The 18260-nt window shown below is 71.0% G+C and carries 18 protein-coding genes; 11 read left to right on the top strand and 7 right to left on the bottom strand.

The window, feature by feature from the left end; all coding sequences use genetic code 11:
- Positions 1-14 precede the first annotated feature (14 nt).
- Complete coding sequence (locus tag JYK17_RS14925; RefSeq protein WP_108014000.1) at positions 15-242, top strand: DUF3107 domain-containing protein; 228 nt, start codon at positions 15-17, stop codon at positions 240-242.
- 242 nt (positions 243-484) lie between these two features.
- Positions 485-757, top strand: coding sequence for a hypothetical protein (locus tag JYK17_RS14930; protein ID WP_108013999.1), 273 nt, complete (start codon positions 485-487; stop codon positions 755-757).
- A gap of 48 nt (positions 758-805) precedes the next feature.
- On the opposite strand, the gene JYK17_RS14935 is transcribed toward JYK17_RS14930, so the two are convergent.
- Positions 806-1543, bottom strand: a complete 738-nt coding sequence (locus tag JYK17_RS14935) for a ferritin-like fold-containing protein (RefSeq protein WP_108013998.1) — start codon at positions 1541-1543, stop codon at positions 806-808.
- Between the two features lie 471 nt (positions 1544-2014).
- On the opposite strand from JYK17_RS14935, the gene JYK17_RS14940 reads away from it, so the two are divergent.
- On the top strand, positions 2015-4873 hold the full coding sequence (locus JYK17_RS14940) for a DEAD/DEAH box helicase (RefSeq protein WP_222810536.1): 2859 nt from the start codon (positions 2015-2017) through the stop codon (positions 4871-4873).
- A 348-nt stretch (positions 4874-5221) separates the two neighbouring features.
- On the top strand, positions 5222-6112 hold the full coding sequence (locus tag JYK17_RS14945) for an alpha/beta fold hydrolase (protein ID WP_222810537.1): 891 nt from the start codon (positions 5222-5224) through the stop codon (positions 6110-6112).
- A 212-nt stretch (positions 6113-6324) separates the two neighbouring features.
- Here the strand turns inward: JYK17_RS14945 and JYK17_RS14950 are convergent, their stop codons facing one another.
- The gene (locus JYK17_RS14950) at positions 6325-7218 is read right to left on the bottom strand and encodes an NYN domain-containing protein (protein ID WP_164932167.1); all 894 of its coding nucleotides are present in this window, start codon (positions 7216-7218) and stop codon (positions 6325-6327) included.
- A 173-nt stretch (positions 7219-7391) separates the two neighbouring features.
- On the opposite strand from JYK17_RS14950, the gene JYK17_RS14955 reads away from it, so the two are divergent.
- Positions 7392-7544 carry a DUF8834 family protein gene (locus tag JYK17_RS14955; RefSeq protein WP_016437842.1) on the top strand — a complete coding sequence of 51 codons (153 nt, stop codon included), beginning with the start codon at positions 7392-7394 and terminating at the stop codon, positions 7542-7544.
- 122 nt (positions 7545-7666) lie between these two features.
- Here the strand turns inward: JYK17_RS14955 and JYK17_RS14960 are convergent, their stop codons facing one another.
- The 3 genes from JYK17_RS14960 to JYK17_RS14970 all read right to left on the bottom strand — a co-directional run bounded on the left by JYK17_RS14960 (position 7667) and on the right by JYK17_RS14970 (position 10019).
- A complete protein-coding gene (locus JYK17_RS14960; RefSeq protein ID WP_108013993.1) occupies positions 7667-8272 on the bottom strand; it encodes a MarC family protein in 606 nt (201 codons plus the stop codon).
- Positions 8273-8328: 56 nt separating this feature from the next.
- Positions 8329-9186, bottom strand: coding sequence for a PHP domain-containing protein (locus tag JYK17_RS14965; RefSeq protein WP_128801977.1), 858 nt, complete (start codon positions 9184-9186; stop codon positions 8329-8331).
- 191 nt (positions 9187-9377) lie between these two features.
- Entirely contained in the window at positions 9378-10019 is a 642-nt protein-coding gene (locus JYK17_RS14970; RefSeq protein WP_128801978.1) for a DUF6758 family protein, read from the bottom strand.
- Between the two features lie 204 nt (positions 10020-10223).
- Between JYK17_RS14970 and JYK17_RS14975 the strand changes: the two genes are divergently transcribed.
- Positions 10224-11450 carry an MFS transporter gene (locus JYK17_RS14975; RefSeq protein ID WP_222810538.1) on the top strand — a complete coding sequence of 409 codons (1227 nt, stop codon included), beginning with the start codon at positions 10224-10226 and terminating at the stop codon, positions 11448-11450.
- A gap of 63 nt (positions 11451-11513) precedes the next feature.
- Here the strand turns inward: JYK17_RS14975 and JYK17_RS14980 are convergent, their stop codons facing one another.
- Complete coding sequence (locus tag JYK17_RS14980; protein ID WP_108013989.1) at positions 11514-12098, bottom strand: suppressor of fused domain protein; 585 nt, start codon at positions 12096-12098, stop codon at positions 11514-11516.
- A gap of 455 nt (positions 12099-12553) precedes the next feature.
- On the opposite strand from JYK17_RS14980, the gene JYK17_RS14985 reads away from it, so the two are divergent.
- Positions 12554-13672: a magnesium and cobalt transport protein CorA gene (locus tag JYK17_RS14985; RefSeq protein ID WP_108013988.1), complete on the top strand. Its 1119-nt coding sequence runs from the start codon at positions 12554-12556 to the stop codon at positions 13670-13672.
- A 23-nt stretch (positions 13673-13695) separates the two neighbouring features.
- A complete protein-coding gene (locus tag JYK17_RS14990; protein WP_108013987.1) occupies positions 13696-14208 on the top strand; it encodes a hypothetical protein in 513 nt (170 codons plus the stop codon).
- A gap of 14 nt (positions 14209-14222) precedes the next feature.
- Here the strand turns inward: JYK17_RS14990 and JYK17_RS14995 are convergent, their stop codons facing one another.
- Entirely contained in the window at positions 14223-14960 is a 738-nt protein-coding gene (locus JYK17_RS14995; RefSeq protein ID WP_108013986.1) for a hypothetical protein, read from the bottom strand.
- A gap of 215 nt (positions 14961-15175) precedes the next feature.
- On the opposite strand from JYK17_RS14995, the gene JYK17_RS15000 reads away from it, so the two are divergent.
- Genes JYK17_RS15000 through JYK17_RS15010 form a run of 3 tightly spaced genes read left to right on the top strand, consistent with a single transcriptional unit; the run spans position 15176 to position 18225 of the window.
- The gene (locus JYK17_RS15000) at positions 15176-16465 is read left to right on the top strand and encodes a magnesium transporter MgtE N-terminal domain-containing protein (RefSeq protein WP_108013985.1); all 1290 of its coding nucleotides are present in this window, start codon (positions 15176-15178) and stop codon (positions 16463-16465) included.
- A complete protein-coding gene (locus JYK17_RS15005; RefSeq protein ID WP_108013984.1) occupies positions 16455-17048 on the top strand; it encodes a DUF1003 domain-containing protein in 594 nt (197 codons plus the stop codon). The genes JYK17_RS15000 and JYK17_RS15005 overlap by 11 nt, the downstream gene beginning before the upstream one ends.
- Positions 17049-17091: 43 nt before the next feature.
- Positions 17092-18225, top strand: a complete 1134-nt coding sequence (locus JYK17_RS15010) for an Mrp/NBP35 family ATP-binding protein (protein WP_108013983.1) — start codon at positions 17092-17094, stop codon at positions 18223-18225.
- Positions 18226-18260: the final 35 nt, after the last annotated feature.

An 18260-nucleotide genomic window follows, 5' to 3' on the forward strand; every position in this document is an offset into this window, starting at 1 on the left:
GGAGGGACATAGCCGTGGAGGTCAAGATCGGCGTGCAGCACGCGCCCCGCGAGATCGTTCTGGAGAGCGGTCAGAGCGCCGAGGAGGTCGAGCGGGTCGTGGCCGATGCGCTGGCCGGGAAGACGCAGCTGCTGACCCTCGTGGACGAGCACGGCCGCAAGGTCCTCGTCCCGGCGGACCGCCTGGCCTACGTAGAGCTCGGCGAGCCGGCCCCGCGCAAGGTGGGCTTCGGCGCGCTCTAGGCGCAACAGCACAGCATCACAGCATCACGAGAGGGGCCCGGCGGCCGTGCGCCGCCGGGCCCCTCTCGCTTTCGCCGGGGTTTCGCCGGGACTTCCGCGGGGGCTCTCCTCGGGACTTTCCTCCGAATTCTGTCTCCACATATGGAGCACAGACCGCACACAGAGGAGGATTGCATTCCGCAGGTCACGGGTATGACCGGCTACGACCGTGACGCGCAGTGTGGCCGTGTGGGAGGGACCCCATGTTGTTGTTCGAAGCGCTCGGCTCCGCTGTGCTCGGCCTCGTGCTGGCATGGGTCGCGCAGCAGCGGCTAGGCCACCGTCTGCCCTCCCGCGCGCTGGTGCTGGCGACGGGTGCCGCCGGAGCGCTGTTCGGCGCCTTCGTGACGCACAGCGCCTTCGACCCGGGCAGTGTCCTGCTGATCCTGCTCGGCGCGGCGATCGTGTCCGCCGCCTCGCTCTCCCTCCTGGTGCGCCCGGCAGGGAGACTCCGCCGGCGCTCGGCGCCGGCGTGATCTCGACGGGAACGATGCAAGCGGTTCGAACGATGGAGGAAGCGGGAGCTAGGCGGCCAGCCCCAGCGCGGCCATCCTCTTCGTGTGCGCCTCGGTGATCCGGGAGAACATCCGGCCGACCTCGGCGAGGTCGAACCCGTCCGCCACGCCGCCCACGAGCATCGTCGAGAGCGCGTCCCGGTCCGCCACCACCCGCTGGGACTGCGACAGCGCCTCGCCCATGAGACGCCGTGCCCACAGGGCGAGACGTCCGCCCACGCGCGGGTCGGCGTCGATCGCCGCACGGACCTTCTCCACGGCGAAGCCGGCGTGCCCGGTGTCGTCCAGCACGGCCAGCACCAGCTCGCGCGAGTCCGCGTCGAGCCGGGCCGCGACCTCGCGGTAGAAGTCACTGGCGATCGAGTCGCCGACGTAGGCCTTGACGAGGCCCTCCAGCCAGTCCGAGGGCGCCGTCTGCTTGTGGAACCCGTCCAGGGCGGCGACGAAGGGCTCCATCGCGTGCGTGGGCTCCTCGCCGATCTCCGTCAGCCGGTCGCGCAGCCTCTCGAAGTGGTGGAACTCGGCCGACGCCATCTTCGCCAGTTCCGCCTTGTCCGCCAGCGTGGGCGCCAGTTTGGCGTCTTCCGCGAGCCGCTCGAACGCCGCGAGTTCGCCGTACGCGAGTGCCCCGAGGAGGTCGACGATCGCGGCCCGGTACTGCGGGTCCGCGGAGGCCTTGGCCCAGTCCTGGGCGGCCACCCCGGTCTGCTCGGCGGGTGCGTCGGAGGTGTTGTCTGACGTCGTCATGGAGCGCACAATAGTCCGCTCGCCGACCGGCGGAAGTCCCTGGTCAATCAGTGTGACGACGGCTACGTGACCAAATCGGCCATCGTATGTGCGCGATTCCGGGGTATGGTGGTAATGCGCCTGCCGAGTACTCGACGGGCCGCACGTATGAGGATGCCCGGTCGGTGGCCCGATCGGCTCCGACCCGACAGCCCTCCAAAGGCCGTACGGCACATCACGTACGACGCTCGGAGGGACACCTCAGCGGTACGAGCGCTAGAGCGTCGGCAGAGGTCCCGTGCGTTACGGCAAGCCCGTAAGGCAGCCGACGTCCCCCGGCACGGTCCGTCTACGACCCCCGCGCTCGCCTCGCACCGCGTACACAGAAGAGGCAGCACCCTGACTACCACGTTCAGAGATCTCGGAATCCTTCCCGAGACCGTCGAGGCCCTTGACGCCGTCGGCATCACCACCCCCTTCCCCATCCAGGAGATGACGCTCCCCGTCGCCCTTACCGGCACGGACGTCATCGGCCAGGCCAAGACCGGCACCGGCAAGACGCTGGGCTTCGGCCTTCCGCTCCTCGAGCGCGTCACCGTCCCCGCGGACGTGGAGGCGGGCCGCGCCGAGCCCGAGGACCTCACCGACGCCCCGCAGGCGCTCGTCGTCGTCCCCACGCGCGAGCTGTGCCAGCAGGTCACCAACGACCTGCTGACCGCGGGCAAGGTGCGCAACGTCCGCGTGACGGCGATCTACGGCGGCCGGGCCTACGAGCCCCAGGTCGAGGCCCTGAAGAAGGGCGTCGACGTGGTCGTCGGCACCCCGGGCCGTCTCCTGGACCTCGCGGGCCAGAAGAAGCTCAACCTCAAGCACGTCAAGTGCCTGGTCCTCGACGAGGCCGACGAGATGCTCGACCTGGGCTTCCTGCCCGACGTCGAGAAGATCATCAACATGCTTCCGGTCCGGCGCCAGACCATGCTGTTCTCGGCCACCATGCCGGGCGCGGTCATCGGTCTCGCCCGCCGCTACATGTCGCAGCCCACGCACATCCGCGCCGCCGCGCCGGACGACCACGGCGCGACGGTCGCGAACACCTCGCAGCACATCTATCGCGCGCACAACATGGACAAGGCCGAGATGGTCGCGCGCATACTGCAGGCCGAGGGTCGCGGTCTGGCGATGGTCTTCTGCCGTACGAAGCGTACGGCGGCCGATCTCGCCGACCAGCTCAAGCAGCGCGGCTTCGCCTCCGGCGCGGTCCACGGCGACCTCGGCCAGGGCGCCCGCGAGCAGGCGCTGCGCGCGTTCCGCAACGGCAAGGTGGACGTGCTCGTCTGCACCGACGTCGCCGCGCGCGGCATCGACGTCGAGGGCGTGACGCACGTCATCAACTACCAGTCGCCCGAGGACGAGAAGACCTATCTGCACCGCATCGGCCGCACCGGCCGCGCGGGCAACAAGGGCATCGCGATCACGCTGGTCGACTGGGACGACATCCCGCGCTGGCAGCTGATCAACAAGGCGCTGGAGCTGAACTTCAACGACCCGCCGGAGACCTACTCCACCTCCCCGCACCTCTTCGAGGAACTGAAGATCCCCGCGGGCACCAAGGGTGTCCTGCCGCGCGCCGAGCGCACGCGCGCGGGGCTCGACGCGGAGGAGATGGAGGACCTGGGCGAGACCGGCGGCCGCGGTGCACGCGGTCGTGGCGGCCGGGGCGGCGAGCGGGGCGGCCGGGGCGAGTCCCGGTCCGCCGACCATGAGCGCGAGGCTCGTACGCCGCGTCGCCGTCGCCGTACGCGCGGGGGTACGCCGCTGGAGGCGGGCGCCGCCCCCGAGGCCGTGGCCGATAAGGCGTCCTCCGAGGAGACCGGTCAGCGCACCCTGCGCCGCCGTCGCCGCACGCGCGGTGGGGCTGCGTCCGAGCCGGTGACGGTCGCGGCCGTCGCGCCCGAGGCCGCGGAAGCCGCCGTCACCACGGCGGAGGGCCCGGCCCTTGACGTTGCCGAGACCCCGGAGAAGCCGCGCCGCCGCCGTACCCGCAAGTCCGCGGAGAGCACGCCGGCCGCGGAGACCGTCGCCGCGCAGGCTCCGGCGATCGCGGAGGCTCCGGCCGCCGTGGAGACCGTGGCCGTCGTGGAAGCGCCGGCTGTGGTGGAGCCCGAGGCTCCCGCCACCAAGCCGCGCCGCCGCACCCGCAAGGCGACGGCTGCCGCGGAGACGGCGGTGGAGATCGCCGAGGCCGCCGAGGCCGTGGAAACGAAGCCGCGCCGCACGCGCAAGGCTGCCGAGGCTGCGGTCGAGACGGCCGAGGGCACGGAGGCCAAGCCGCGCCGCACCCGCAAGACGGCGACGACCACCACCGCCGACATCCCGGCCCAGGCGGCCGAGGAGTCCACGGCCAAGCCCCGTACGCGGACCCGCAAGGCCGCTGCCACGGAGACGACCGTGGAGACCGCCGAGGCCGTGGCAACCAAGCCGCGCCGCACCCGCAAGGCCGCGACCACCGCGGTCGACACGGCCGAGGGCACGGAGGCGAAGCCTCGCCGTACCCGCAAGACGGCCGCTGCGGCGGAGCCCGCCGAGGCCGTGGAGACCGCTGCGACCAAGCCGCGCCGGACCCGCAAGGCTGCCGAGGCTGCGGTCGAGACGGCCGAGGGCACGGAGGCGAAGCCTCGCCGTACCCGCAAGACGGCCGCTGCGGCGGAGCCCGCCGAGGCCGTGGAGACCGCTGCGACCAAGCCGCGCCGGACCCGCAAGGCTGCCGAGGCTGCGGTCGAGACGGCCGAGGGCACGGAGACCAAGCCGCGCCGCACCCGCAAGACGGCGACGACCACCACCGCCGACATCCCGGCCCAGGCGGCCGAGGAGTCCACGGCCAAGCCCCGTACGCGGACCCGCAAGGCCGCTGCCACGGAGACGACCGTGGAGACCGCCGAGGCCGTGGCAACCAAGCCGCGCCGCACCCGCAAGGCCGCGACCACCGCGGTCGACACGGCCGAGGGCACGGAGGCGAAGCCTCGCCGTACCCGCAAGACGGCCGCTGCGGCGGAGCCCGCCGAGGCCGTGGAGACCGCTGCGACCAAGCCGCGCCGGACCCGCAAGGCTGCCGAGGCTGCGGTCGAGACGGCCGAGGGCACGGAGACCAAGCCGCGCCGCACCCGCAAGACGGCGACGACCACCACCGCCGACATCCCGGCCCAGGCGGCCGACGAGCCCGCGGCCAAGCCCCGTACCCGCGCCCGGAAGACCACGGCAGCCACCGAGGCCCCCACCGACGCGGCAGAGGCCAAGCCCAGGACCCGCCGCACACGCAAGGCCACAGCCACCGCGGAGCCCGCGGAGAGCTGAGCAACCACCCACCCGACGGCCCGGCCCACCTCACGTGGATCGGGCCGTCGGCATTGGGGCCCCGGGGCCCGCCCCCGCTCGGCTGTCTCGCGTGCGCGGGACGTCGGCATCGGGGCCCACGGGAACCGCGCACCGCCCTCCCTGGTATGGGGCCTAGCCGTTGGCATCGGGCCCGCGGGGACCCCGCCCGTGCCGCCCCTCTGCCCCCTCGCGTGCGCTGGACCATCAGCATCGGAGCCTGCCGGAACCCCACACTGCCCACGCCGTGTGGGCCAGATCGTCGGCATCGGAGCCCGACAGAACCCCCGCCCGCCCCTCCCTGACACCCGCCCCAGATACCCTCACCCCATGAGCAGGCCCCCGACCTTCACCCCGCCCCCCGGCGCTCGTGCGTACGCGCTGCGCACCTCTCGTGGAGAGTTTGCCGTCGTCGACTCCCCCCAGGCGGAGGGCGTTGCGCTCAAGGGAACCGCGTTGTTGCTGCCCGGGTTCACGGGTAGCAAGGAGGACTTCAATCCGCTGCATGAGGCGCTCGGTGAGCGTGGGTACCGGACCGTCGCGGTGGATGGGCGGGGGCAGTACGAGTCCGACGGCCCGGAGCACGACGAATCGGCTTACGCGCAGGGCGAGTTGGCTCGGGATGTGCTTGCTCAGGCCGCCGCTGTCGGCGCCCCGGTGCATCTGCTGGGTCACTCCCTCGGCGGGCAGATCGCGCGGGCCGCGGTCCTGCTGGACCGCTCCCCCTTCCTGTCCCTCACCCTCATGTCCTCGGGACCCGCCCAGATCTCCGTCTCCCAGCAGCAGCGCGTCAAGCTGCTGCAAGACGCGCTCGCGGTGATGAACATGGCCGAGGTCTGGGAGGCGATCCAGGCCATGGAACCGCCCGAGGAGACCGAGACCGGTGAGCTGGACGCGGGGCTCGCCGACCAGGAGGACCTGCGCCGCCGCTGGCTGGGCAACAAGCCGGCCCAGCTCATCGCCACCGGGCGCCAGTTGTGCACGGAACCGGACCGCGTGGCCGAACTGGCCGCCACCGGGCTGCCGTTCCACGTCCTGTCGGGCTCCCGCGACGACACCTGGCCGGTGCCCCTGCTCGACGACATGGCGCTACGCCTGCGCGCGCACCGCACGGTCGTGCAGGACGCCGAGCACTCCCCGAACACGGACCAGCCCCAGGCCACGGCCCGCGCCTTCGCCGACTTCTGGGACCGCATCACCTCCGACGGCCGGTCCACATAGCCGCCGGTTCGCCTAGTGCCTGCCCCCGGCGGCCGGTTCGCCTAGTGCCTCCCCCCGGCGGCCGGTTCGCCTGCGGCCTGCCCCGGCGACCGGTCCAACTAGCGGCCGGCCCGGCCAGTGCTCGCCGCCGTCGGCCAGTCCGCCTGGCCAGTACTCGCCGTCGCTGGCCAGCCCCCCGCCCCACTCGCCCCCCGGCGGCAGCCGACCTCCCGCTAGTACTGCCCCTGCAGATGCTCCCAGAACCCGTCCCGCAGCGCCCGCCGCAGGTCCGCCTGGCCACGCAGGGAGTACTGCAGCAGGCTCTCCGCCTCCACCAGCAGGTCCTGGTCGACCGAGCCGGGCAGGTAGGGGTGGCCGGGGAGCAGCTCCGCCAGCGCCTCCCGGCCTCGCGCCGCCAGCCATTTCGCCGCGATCTGCGCGCCCACGAAACGGACGTCCTCGCGGGCGGGCCGGGCGGCGGTGGCCTCGTAGGCGGCGGCCGTGCGCCGGGCGACGTACGGCTTGAAGAAGTCGAGGTCGAGGGTGCGCTGGCTGTCGACCTCCCAGAGCAGGGGTTCGGCCTGGTTGCGTCCCTCGGGGGCCTCGATGCCCCACAGGTGGACGCGCGCGCCGTACCCCTGTGCCGCCTCCACGGCCGACACCAGGTCCTCGTCGCCGCCCAGCAGTGCCGCGTCGCTGATGGCCCGGTGTCTGGCCAGTGACTCCAGGTCCGATCTGATCAGTGAATCGACGCCCTTCTGCTGGTTGTTGGCGTTGAGATTGCCCAACCGGACCTTCACGTCCGGCAGTTCGGCGATCGACTGCTGCTCGGAGGTGTGGATGCGGCGCCGTGCGCCGTCGTACCAGTACACGCGCAGCAGCCGGCTGTCCGCGAAGATGGTGCGGGCCTTGTCGATCAGCGCCTCGATCAGACCCTCGGCGTCGAGGTCGAACGCCCGGCGGTCCTCCGTGCCGGCGACGAGACGTCCCGCGGCCGCGTAGAGGTAGCCCGCGTCGACGAAGATCGCATGCGTCGAGGGCGTCTTCGCCACCTCGGCGAGCATGCGCTGCAGCAGCTCGTTCGTGCGATCGATGCGGGCGTTGAGGGCCACGAGGTCTTCGTTCATCGCCTCCATTGTCCCGGCGGTCACGCTGCGAACACAACCGGTCCCGGTCAGTCTCGTGAATGTGCAATACCGGTCAGTAGTTAGTCGTTCGAAAAATTTATTTAGCGTAGGGAATGTTTGTCCCGCACAGATCGTTGACCACGTCAGATACACAGCGCGACGAAGGGAGAGGCATGCGCTTCGAAATCATGCGACTCGACGAGGTCAACGGCACGACCGTGGACAGCACCGTCGTGGACGCCGCCTCCGTCAACCGGATCGTCCAGCAGGCCGCCGCCATCGGACAGCGACTCTGGATCCGGCCGGCCGAAGACTCGGCCGCATAACCGACGCGGACCACCGCAGTTGTCTTACTGACGCGGATCACCGCAGTTGCTTTCAGAGCCCCCGCACGGCACGTACGCCGCGCGGGGGCTCCGCGTTTCGGACGGGCTCCCCCACCCGCTCCCTAGGCGCCCTTGATCACCTGCGTGACACCGTTGATGATCTGCTGCACGGCGATCGCGGAGAGCATCATGCCCGCGAGCCGGGTCACCAGGACCACGCCGCCGTCCTTGATGATCCGGATGATCAGCAGCGAGTACCGCATCACCAGCCACAGCACCACATGGATGGCCAGGATCGCCGCCCACACCGACGTCTGCGCGGCGAAGGAGCCGGCCTTCTGCACGGCGAGGATCACGGAGACGATCGCGCCCGGACCGGCCAGCAGCGGCATGCCCAGCGGTACGAGCGCCACATTGACGTCCTTGGTCTGCTTCGGCTCGTCGTTCTTGCCGGTCAGCAGGTCGAGCGCGATGAGCAGGAGCAGCAGTCCGCCCGCGATCATCAGGGCGGGCACCGAGACATGCAGATAGTCCAGGATCTGGTGCCCGAGCAGCCCGAAGACGGTGATCACGCCACCGGCCACACAGACGGCCTGGAAGGCCATCCGCCGCTGCACCTTGCCGGGGCGTCCGGCGGTCAGCGCGAGGAAGATCGGGGTGATCCCGGGGGGATCCATGATGACGAAAAGGGTCAGGAAGAGAGAGCCGAAGACGGCGAGGTCGAACATGGGTGAGCTACAGGCCTTGCGGAGGAGGGCGGACGTGGACGGAGCGGGAGGACGACTCAGGCCCCGCCGGTCCCCGGCACCGGAAAGGCGCCCGTCGCCCGTCGCGTGATCTCCCCGTAGACCTCGGGGTCCGTGACGTACTCGCCGAGTACGCACGTCTTGCGGCTGCCGTGGTAGTCGCTGGACCCGGTCGTCAGCAGCCCCAGGTCCTTCGCGAGCCCGCGCAGCCGTGCCCGGGTGTCCTCGTCGTGGTCCATGTGGTCGACCTCGATGCCGTCGAGCCCCGCGGCGGCCATCTCGGCGATCGCGGACTCCGGCACCGTACGGCCGCGCTTGGCGGCGGCCGGGTGCGCGAACACGGTGACCCCGCCCGCGGCCTTCACCAGCCGGATCGCCTCGAAGGGATCCGTCTCGTGCTTCTCGACGTAGGCACGGCCCCCGTCGGCCAGCCAGTCCTGGGTGAAGGCGTCGTTCACGCTCGCCACGACGCCGAGCTCGACGAGCGCGGTCGCGACGTGCGGTCGCCCGACGGAACCCTCCCCGGCGATCCGCCGCACCTGCTCCCAGGTGACCGGTACGTCCAGCGCGTTCAGCTTGGCGACCATGCCCTGGGCCCGCGGCACCCGGTCGTCGCGCACCAGCTCCCGCTCGGCGAGCAGCGCCGGCTCCTCGGGGTCGAAGAGGTAGGCGAGCAGGTGCATGGAGACGCCGCCGATACGGCACGACAGCTCGGCACCGGTGACAAGCGTGAGCCCCTCGGGCAGCGCGGCGATCGCCTCGGCGTATCCACGAGTGGTGTCGTGATCGGTCAGCGCGACGACGTCCAGCCCGGCAGCGGCAGCATTCCGCACCAGCTCAGCAGGCGTGTCCGTACCGTCGGACGCAGTGGAGTGGGCGTGCAGATCAATACGCACTACGCGAACTCCAGGCGATGAAGGGACGGACGAGGACGCTCAAGGATAACCAGACTTTCGGCACCCCCGGTCACACCCGCACCGCCCAAGCACCCCCTACAGCACCCGGCCCAGGGGCGCGAGGAACTGCGCGACCAGCCACCGCCGCCCCGCACCCGCCCCCGCACAAGAACCCCCACCCCCCGAGGGCGCTACGGCTCGAGCAACCGAGGCGACAACGCCCCACAGGGCACAAGATCCACCTCAGCCCCCGCATCCCGCAGATCCGTCAGCACCAGCTCGTCGTACATCAACAGCCCCGACTGCTCGGGCCACACCACCGCCCACAACCACAACCCCCGCGCCTCCCCCGCGAACACGGCACGGTCGTCGGGGCTGCCGACCACATGCCAGAGCGGGGTGGGCCTCCCACCCGCCAACACCTTGGCCTGCGGCGGCTTCTCGACGTTCATGTACGGCCCCGGGTCCGGGCCGTCGATGCCCGCGTACCGCGCGCCGAGCCCGACGCCGAGTTCTTCGGCGACCAGGATCAGCTCTCCTATGCCGCCGAGCGGTCCCGGTCCCGAGCAGGCCACCGCGGTAGCCCGGCCGCCGTGGCGGTCGTCGCCCGCGCAGGCCACTCCGGTGAACAACCAGCCGACCGGCAGGGGCCACGGCATCCACACCGGTACCTGCGTGCGATGCACCACCACGCTGAGGGCCTCGACGCTGGGCGGGATCACGGGCTGCAGCGGATGCACGGTGCCGTGCACATCGCACTGCCAGGAATCGGCGAAGAGTCCGGGAGCCCTGACCCGGCCACCACACTTCGGGCAACTGGGTTCGCCCCTCATAGGCCCCCACGGTCCTACCCCGACTCCCCCACGTCAAGGACGATCACCCGTCCGGACGGAACCCTTCACCGGCCCACGCGCCGGACCACTGACCGGCCCCGCCCATCCAGAGGTAGATGTAATTTGCATTAATTAGCGAGGCTAACTTACTATGTGCATACACCAACTATTCGCATCATCCCTTTCGAACGGAGCTGAGGAAGCATGGACGACCCCTTCGACGCCGGAGCGGGCGGCATCCTGCGGCAGCCGAGGGCCGTGTGGGCCACGGCCGGCGCGTCCGTCGTCGCCTTCATGGGCATCGGACTCGTCGACCCGATCCTGCCGTCCATCGCCAAGGGCCTGGACGCCACGCCCGGTCAGGTCTCCCTGCTCTTCACCTCGTACTTCCTGATCACCGCCGTGGCCATGCTGGTCACCGGCTTCGTCTCCAGCCGTATCGGCGGCCGCAAGACCCTGCTGCTCGGGCTCGCGTTCGTGGTCGTCTTCGCCGGGCTCGCGGGCACCTCGGGCTCGGTCGCCGAACTCGTCGGATTCCGCGCGGGCTGGGGCCTGGGCAACGCCCTCTTCGTCTCCACGGCGCTCGCGGTCATCGTCGGCGCGGCGGCGGGCGGAAGCGCCGCCGCGATCCTGCTGTACGAGTCCGCGCTCGGCCTCGGCATGGCGTGCGGCCCGCTGCTCGGCGCGCTGCTGGGCAACCAGAGCTGGCGCTACCCCTTCTTCGGCACCGCGTTCCTGATGGCGATCGGCTTCCTGTGCATCACGGTGTTCCTGAAGGAGCAGCCGAAGCCGGCCCGCAAGACCTCGCTGCTGGACCCGATCAGGGCGCTCGGCCACAGCGGCCTCGCCTCCGCGGCGGCCTCGGCGTTCTTCTACAACTACACGTTCTTCACCGTGCTGGCCTTCACGCCGTTCGTGCTGAACATGACTCCGTACCGGTCGGGTGCCGTGTTCTTCGGCTGGGGCGTGCTGCTCGCCGTCTTCTCCGTACTGGTGGCCCCGCGGCTGCAGAAGCGCCTCGGTTCGCTGAAGGTGCTCGGCGGCTCGCTGGTGCTGCTGGCCGCCGACGTCCTCGTGCTCGGCTACGGCGACCACACCGCCGCCGTCGTCTGCACGATCCTGTCCGGCGCGTTCATCGGCGTGAACAACACCGTGTACACGGAGCTGGCCCTCGGCGTCTCGGACGCGCCGCGGCCCGTGGCGAGCGCGGGCTACAACTTCGTGCGCTGGTTCGCGGCCGCGGCGGCGCCGTTCTTCGCGCCGAGGATCGAGGAGTGGACCGACATCCACATCCCGTTCGTGGTCGCGGCGGTCACCGCCGTGCTGGGCGCCGCCGTGGTGCTCGTACGACGCAAGGCGCTCACGCACGAGGCGGAGGAGCTGGAGCCTCGGCACGCGGCTCAGGACAGCGTCGCCGTGTTTGCCAACTGACGGCCGGCTGACGACCAACTGACGCTTTCCGGACGCCTGTTGGTGAGCTTGCTCACTCGCGGGTCAGTCCAGCGGGACGGATCTGCGGGCCGGATCCCGGAGGTCCGTCCCGTGTGTCAGCCAGCGCTCCTGGAGCGCCTGGGCGCCGTGCACGCGCTTCCAGGCGGCCTCGTTCGGGGTCATCGGGAGCAGGGGCAGGAAGCGGACCGGGTCGAGCGGCTCGTCCAGGTCGAGGTCCTCGACCAGGCCGCCGGGCTCGGCGACCAGAACGGAGCTGAACGGGGCGCCGGGCCACAGCGGCCCGCCGACGTCGAGGGAGGCGCCCGGCGCCACGACCACGCCCTCCACCTGCGGGGACGCGGCGAGCACGGCGAGCGGGCGCAAGGCCTTGTCGGTGTCGGCGAGACCGCCGCGCACCGAGAGGATCAGCTCGGCCCGCGGGCCCTCGACCGGATCGGCGAGCATCGCCGTGGGGTCGCTCATCGGCTGCGCCGACATGCCGAGCGTGGCGTAGCGGACGATGTCGTCCTCGTGGAACCTCAGCACCTCGACACGGTCCGCGCCGACGAACGTGACCGCCGCCCGGGCGTCCGGTTCGCCCAGCGCGGTGCGCAACCTGGCCTCGACCAGAGGAAGAACATCAACCATGCGGCGAGCATAGAACTCGTCAGTACCGGGCAAAGCTGCGCCTTGACACTTTGGTCGGCTGATAGTCTTGACCGGGTCGTTCGGGGCAGCACGCTGAAGCGTCGCGATCGGGTCCCGACGCCGTAGAGACTCCCTTACGAGGGACCGGCCGGAGGAGGTGGGGCTGTCATGGATCGAAGTCACCCGTGCAGTACCACTCGCTCTTCCTGCCGCTGATACAGCTGATCCGGCTCTGGCTGACCGCCGCCTTTCACGCTCATGTCTTCCCGCGGAAGAGCACTTCGTTTCCTTTTGCCTGATCTGTCTGATCTGACTCAGCAGCGAAGTCCGCCACCGCGACGGTGCGGTGCTCCCCGCTTTGTGGACGTGCCAAACACCTGAAGCAGGACGTCCCCATTCCGGGCAGTTCCAGCCGTCGTAGGCGTCTTTCGTCGCCTGACACGAAGGAGCCAGCCATGTCGATGATCCGTGACCTCCGCGCCGCGGTCCGGCCGTCCCGCATCTCCCTGCGCAAGGAGACCGGGCCGTACGACACGACTCGCGACCCCTCGACTCCCTCGGCCGTCGTCGACTGCGCCGTCTACCGCGACGGCGCCCGCGTCGACAGCGGCAGGCCCCTGCCCCCGCACGAGGCGATGCGCCTGGTGCGCCGTGACGGGGGCTTCGTGTGGATCGGCCTGCACGAGCCGACGGAGGCCGAATTCTCCGGTATCGCCGCCGAGTTCGGGCTGCACCCGCTCGCCGTGGAGGACGCCGTCCAGGCCCACCAGCGGCCCAAGCTTGAGCCTTACGACGACACCCTGTTCACCGTCTTCAAGACCATCCACTACGTCGAGCACGACCGGCTGACCGCCAACAGCGAGGTCGTCGAGACCGGCGAGGTCATGTGCTTCACCGGACGGGACTTCTTCATCACCGTCCGGCACGGCGGCCAGGGCTCGCTGCGCGCCCTGCGGCACCGGCTGCAGGACGACCCGGACCTGCTCGCCAAGGGTCCTTCGGCGGTGCTGCACTCGATCGCCGACCATGTCGTGGACGGCTATGTGGCGGTCGCCGACGCCGTGCAGGACGACATCGACGACGTGGAGACCGAGGTGTTCTCGCCGGGGCGTCGCGGTGGTGTCTCGCGCGGTGTGGACTCGGCACGCATCTACCAGCTCAAGCGCGAGGTGCTGGAGTTCAAGCGGGCCGTCGCGCCGCTGCAGCGCCCCATGCAGCTGCTGAGCGAGCGGCCGATGCGGCTGATCGACCCCGACATCCAGAAGTACTTCCGGGACGTCGCCGACCACCTCGTCCGCGTGCAGGAGCAGGTCGTCGGCTTCGACGAGTTGCTCAACTCCATCCTCCAGGCCAACCTCGCGCAGGCGTCCGTGGCGCAGAACGAGGACATGCGGAAGATCACGTCCTGGGCCGCGATCATCGCCGTACCGACCATGGTGTGCGGGGTCTACGGCATGAACTTCGAGTACATGCCGGAGCTGCACGCGAAGTACGGCTACCCGGTGGTCATGAGCATCACGGTCTGCATCTGTCTGGGCATCCACCGCACGCTGAAGCGCAACGGCTGGCTGTGAGGGTGCCTGGATAGGCTGGGCCCATGACAAGCGAGCTGCTCGACCAGGCCCTCGTCGAGGAGGCCACCAAGAAGTCCGGCCTCGTGTGGGTCGCTTCTCCCGGTGTCCCGGCCCGCGCGCTGTGGCACGTGTGGCACGAGGGCGCCGCCTGCGTGATCGGCGACGGGCCGGGCGAGCAGCCGCTGCCGGGGCTGACCGACGGCGGCGCGGCCGAGGTGACGGTCCGCAGCAAGGACAAGGGCGGCCGGCTGGTGTCCTGGCACGCCAAGGTGGTCGAGCTGGCACCGGAGTCCGAGGAGTGGGCGGCCGCGGTCGCCGAGCTGAAGGGCAAGCGGCTCAACGCTCCCGACGGCGAGGCGATGACCGGGCGCTGGGCGCGCGAGTGCCGGGTGCTGCGCCTGGAGCCGACCGGGGCGACGACGCCGTTGCCCGACGGCAGCCTGGCCGAAGCGCCGCTGCCGACACCGGCCACGACCCGGCAGCCCATGCCCGCGGCGCTGCACCGGCTGCTGCTGAAGAGGAAGCGACGCCGCTAGCGAGCCGCGGGGCGTCAGGACGACGGCAGCTGCTTGCCGTAGTCCACCGTCTCGTTCTTCTTCGGCTCGTTCAGGGCGAAGTCCTCGCCCCAGGACGAGAAGGCGATCGTTCCCGCGCCGCCCGCCCGCTCCAGCCGGAGCGGGTACGGCTTGCCCTCCAGCGAGACGTCGAGGGTGCCGCCGGAGCCCTTGTCGCCGGTGATGCGGATGGTGCGGGTGCCCGACTGCTCGTGATGGCCGTCCGTCGCGAGCGAGCCGTGCAGGCTGAGCAGACCGTCGAGGAGGACGTCCATGTCCGTGAAACCGCTGAACTTCTTGTACGCGGGGTCGCGCTGCGGCACCTTGACGTACTTGCCGTCGAGCTTGCTCGCGGACGCCTTGTCCTTGTCGCCGTCCGCGTGGTTCCAGAAGCTCGCGTTCGCCTTCAGGTACAGCTGCTCGCCGATCCGCAGCAGCCCGAAGGCCACGCCGTCCGAGGTGACCGAGCCGCTCGCGCCCTCCGACTTCAGCCGCATGTCGAGTTTGTACGTGTGCCCGTTGGTGACGACGTTCCCGGCGAGCCGTACCGCGTCGGCGGACTCGGCGGCCGCCCGGGTCTTCGACTGGATCTTGTCGGCCGGCAGCTTGCCGACCCCGTTCGTGCCCGCGTCCGGGTCGTCACTGCAGCCCGCCAGCAGCCCCGTCACGACCAGTGCGCACATCGCTCCCAGCAGCGCGGGCCGGCGGGTGCGGCCCTGGGCAATCGCAGTCACAGAGGGGGCTGCCTTTCCGTCGTGGGAGGTGAGCGGCGTACCGCAGCGTACCGGGGGTACGAGGGCCCGGCGGAAGCAGTCCGTCCGGCCCCCCTGTCAGGGCGGACCCGATCGGTACGGGCTAGCCTGAAGCCCATCCGAGCGGGCAATTCGGAAAAGAACCACTCCCGTCGACAAGCACTGCGAAACACCCCGCAAGGAAAGGAGGCGCGGCCATGGCAGCGGGCGCCCCCCGGATCTTCGTCTCGCACCTCGCCGGTGTCGCCGTCTTCGATCCCAACGGTGATCAGGTGGGTCGCGTGCGCGATCTGGTCGTCGTGCTGCGCGTCGGCCGGCGGCCACCGCGCGTGCTCGGGCTGGTCGTCGAACTGCCCACCCGCCGCCGTATCTTCCTGCAGATGACCCGGGTCACCAGCATCGAGTCGGGCCAGGTCATCGCCACCGGCGTGCTCAACGTCCGCCGCTTCGAGCAACGCCCCACCGAACGCCTGGTCTTCGGCGAGCTGCTGGACCGCCGGGTCACGCTCACCGAAACCGGCGAGGAGGTCACCGTCCTCGATCTGTCGGTGCAGCAGCTTCCCGCCCGCCGGGACTGGGAGGTCGACCGCGTCTTCGTCCGCAAGGGCAGGCGCAGCGGCGCCTTCCGGCGCGCCAAGGGCGAGCAGCTGACCGTCGAGTGGTCGGCCGTCACCGGCTTCTCCCTGGAGGAGCACGGACAGGGCGCCGAGAGCCTGCTCGCCACCTTCGAGCAGCTGCGCCCCGCGGACCTCGCCAACGTGCTGCACCATCTGTCGGCCAAGCGCCGTGCCGAGGTCGCCGCGGCGCTGGACGACGACCGCCTGGCCGACGTGCTCGAAGAGCTGCCCGAGGACGACCAGATCGAGATCCTCGGCAAGCTGAAGGAGGAGCGCGCCGCCGACGTCCTGGAGGCCATGGACCCCGACGACGCGGCCGACCTGCTCGCCGAACTGCCCGAGGAGGACAAGGAGCGGCTGCTGAGCCTGATGCAGCCCTCAGACGCGGCCGACATGCGGCGTCTGATGGCGTACGAGGAGCACACGGCGGGCGGTCTGATGACCACCGAGCCGATCGTGCTGCGGCCGGACGCCACGGTCGCCGACGCGCTCGCCCGGGTCCGCAACCGCGACCTCTCCCCCGCCCTGGCCGCCCAGGTCTACGTGTGCCGCCCGCCGGACGAGACGCCGACCGGCAAGTACCTCGGCACGGTCCACTTCCAGCGGCTGCTGCGCGACCCGCCGTACACCCTGGTCAGCTCGATCATCGACGACGACCTGCAGACCCTGTCCCCCGATTCCGCACTGCCCGTCGTCGCCGGGTTCTTCGCGGCCTACGACATGGTGGCGGCGCCCGTGGTCGACGAGGCCGGGGCGCTGCTGGGCGCGGTGACCGTGGACGACGTACTGGACCACATGCTGCCCGACGACTGGCGGGAGACGGAGTTCCATCTGGAGGAGGGCGAGGGGGTGGGTGCTCATGACGCCTGAGCGGGAGGGCACGCGCGAGCGCACGCCCGCGGGGGCGACGGCCACCACGCGCCCGCGGGCCCGGCTCGACCAGCCGCGGGCGCCGCGCCGCCGGCTCATCCCCGAGTGGGACCCGGAGGCCTTCGGGCGGCTGTCGGAGCGCATCGCGCGCTTCCTCGGCACGGGGCGGTTCATTGTCTGGATGACGGTCGTCATCGTGATGTGGGTGGTGTGGAACGTCTTCGCGCCGAGCGTCCTGCGCTTCGACAACTACCCGTTCATCTTCCTGACCCTGATGCTGTCGCTGCAGGCCTCCTACGCGGCCCCGCTGATCCTGCTCGCGCAGAACCGGCAGGACGACCGCGACCGGGTCAACCTCGAACAGGACCGCAAGCAGAACGAGCGCTCCATCGCCGACACCGAGTATCTGACCCGCGAGATCGCCGCCCTGCGCATCGGCCTGGGCGAGGTCGCCACCCGTGACTGGATCCGCTCGGAGCTGCAGGATCTGGTGAAGGAGCTGGAGGAGCGGCAGGACGGTCACCACGGGCATGTCGTATTCCCGGCAGAACGGTCCCGCGGACGTGACGTAGACGACCGGTGACGGGCATGCCGGGGTCCCCGCCCGGCGCCGTACCATCGACCCTATGGCTAGCGAAGACGCGGTGCGCGAGGCACTGGCGACGGTGAACGACCCCGAGATCAACCGGCCCATCACCGAGCTGGGGATGGTCAAGTCGGTGGACATCGGCGCGGACGGGACGGTCGCGGTCACCGTGTACCTGACGGTCTCCGGCTGCCCGATGCGCGAGACGATCACGCAACGCGTGACGGACGCGGTCTCGGCGGTCGAGGGCGTCACCCGCGTCGACGTCACGCTCGACGTGATGAGCGACGAGCAGCGCAAGGAGCTGGCAACCGCCCTGCGCGGCGGCCAGACCGAGCGCGAGGTGCCCTTCGCCAAGCCCGGCTCGCTGACCCGGGTCTACGCGGTCGCGTCCGGCAAGGGCGGCGTCGGCAAGTCCTCGGTGACGGTGAACCTGGCGGCGGCGATGGCGGCCGACGGTCTGAAGGTCGGTGTCGTCGACGCCGACATCTACGGCCACTCCGTGCCGCGCATGCTGGGCGCCGACGGCCGTCCCACGCAGGTCGAGAACATGATCATGCCGCCTTCGGCCAACGGCGTGAAGGTCATCTCCATCGGCATGTTCACGCCGGGCAACGCCCCGGTGGTCTGGCGCGGCCCGATGCTCCACCGCGCCCTGCAGCAGTTCCTGGCGGACGTGTACTGGGGCGACCTGGACGTCCTGCTGCTCGACCTGCCGCCCGGCACCGGCGACATCGCCATCTCCGTCGCCCAGCTGGTCCCGAACGCCGAGATCCTGGTCGTCACCACCCCGCAGCAGGCGGCGGCCGAGGTCGCCGAGCGGGCCGGGTCCATCGCCGTGCAGACCCACCAGAAGATCGTGGGCGTCGTCGAGAACATGTCCGGCCTGCCCTGCCCGCACTGCGGCGAGATGGTCGACGTCTTCGGCACCGGCGGCGGCCAGTCCGTCGCCGACGGCCTGACCCGTACGACGGGTACGACGGTCCCCGTCCTCGGCTCCATCCCGATCGACGTCCGCCTCCGCGAGGGCGGCGACGAGGGCAAGCCGGTCGTGCTGAGCGACCCGGACTCCCCGGCGGGCGCGGCCCTGCGGGGCATCGCGGGCAAGCTCGGCGGACGCCAGCGCGGCCTGTCGGGCCTGTCCCTGGGGATCACGCCGAAGAACAAGTTCTGACCCGCCACACACCACGCAGCACGCATTACGCAGCT

Source organism: Streptomyces plumbidurans, assembly GCF_019857225.1.
Lineage (GTDB): Bacteria > Actinomycetota > Actinomycetes > Streptomycetales > Streptomycetaceae > Streptomyces > Streptomyces plumbidurans.

What these genes read in the sequence shown, in the direction of transcription:
- JYK17_RS14930 (WP_108013999.1), top strand. Translation starts at nt 485, where the DNA reads ATGTTGTTGTTCGAAGCGCTCGGCTCCGCTGTGCTCGGCCTCGTGCTG.
- JYK17_RS14935 (WP_108013998.1), bottom strand. Translation starts at nt 1,543, where the DNA reads ATGACGACGTCAGACAACACCTCCGACGCACCCGCCGAGCAGACCGGG.
- JYK17_RS14940 (WP_222810536.1), top strand. Translation starts at nt 2,015, where the DNA reads ATGACGCTCCCCGTCGCCCTTACCGGCACGGACGTCATCGGCCAGGCC.
- JYK17_RS14945 (WP_222810537.1), top strand. Translation starts at nt 5,222, where the DNA reads ATGAGCAGGCCCCCGACCTTCACCCCGCCCCCCGGCGCTCGTGCGTAC.
- JYK17_RS14950 (WP_164932167.1), bottom strand. Translation starts at nt 7,218, where the DNA reads ATGAACGAAGACCTCGTGGCCCTCAACGCCCGCATCGATCGCACGAAC.
- JYK17_RS14955 (WP_016437842.1), top strand. Translation starts at nt 7,392, where the DNA reads ATGCGCTTCGAAATCATGCGACTCGACGAGGTCAACGGCACGACCGTG.
- JYK17_RS14960 (WP_108013993.1), bottom strand. Translation starts at nt 8,272, where the DNA reads ATGTTCGACCTCGCCGTCTTCGGCTCTCTCTTCCTGACCCTTTTCGTC.
- JYK17_RS14970 (WP_128801978.1), bottom strand. Translation starts at nt 10,019, where the DNA reads ATGAGGGGCGAACCCAGTTGCCCGAAGTGTGGTGGCCGGGTCAGGGCT.
- JYK17_RS14975 (WP_222810538.1), top strand. Translation starts at nt 10,224, where the DNA reads ATGGACGACCCCTTCGACGCCGGAGCGGGCGGCATCCTGCGGCAGCCG.
- JYK17_RS14980 (WP_108013989.1), bottom strand. Translation starts at nt 12,098, where the DNA reads ATGGTTGATGTTCTTCCTCTGGTCGAGGCCAGGTTGCGCACCGCGCTG.
- JYK17_RS14985 (WP_108013988.1), top strand. Translation starts at nt 12,554, where the DNA reads ATGTCGATGATCCGTGACCTCCGCGCCGCGGTCCGGCCGTCCCGCATC.
- JYK17_RS14990 (WP_108013987.1), top strand. Translation starts at nt 13,696, where the DNA reads ATGACAAGCGAGCTGCTCGACCAGGCCCTCGTCGAGGAGGCCACCAAG.
- JYK17_RS15000 (WP_108013985.1), top strand. Translation starts at nt 15,176, where the DNA reads ATGGCAGCGGGCGCCCCCCGGATCTTCGTCTCGCACCTCGCCGGTGTC.
- JYK17_RS15005 (WP_108013984.1), top strand. Translation starts at nt 16,455, where the DNA reads ATGACGCCTGAGCGGGAGGGCACGCGCGAGCGCACGCCCGCGGGGGCG.
- JYK17_RS15010 (WP_108013983.1), top strand. Translation starts at nt 17,092, where the DNA reads ATGGCTAGCGAAGACGCGGTGCGCGAGGCACTGGCGACGGTGAACGAC.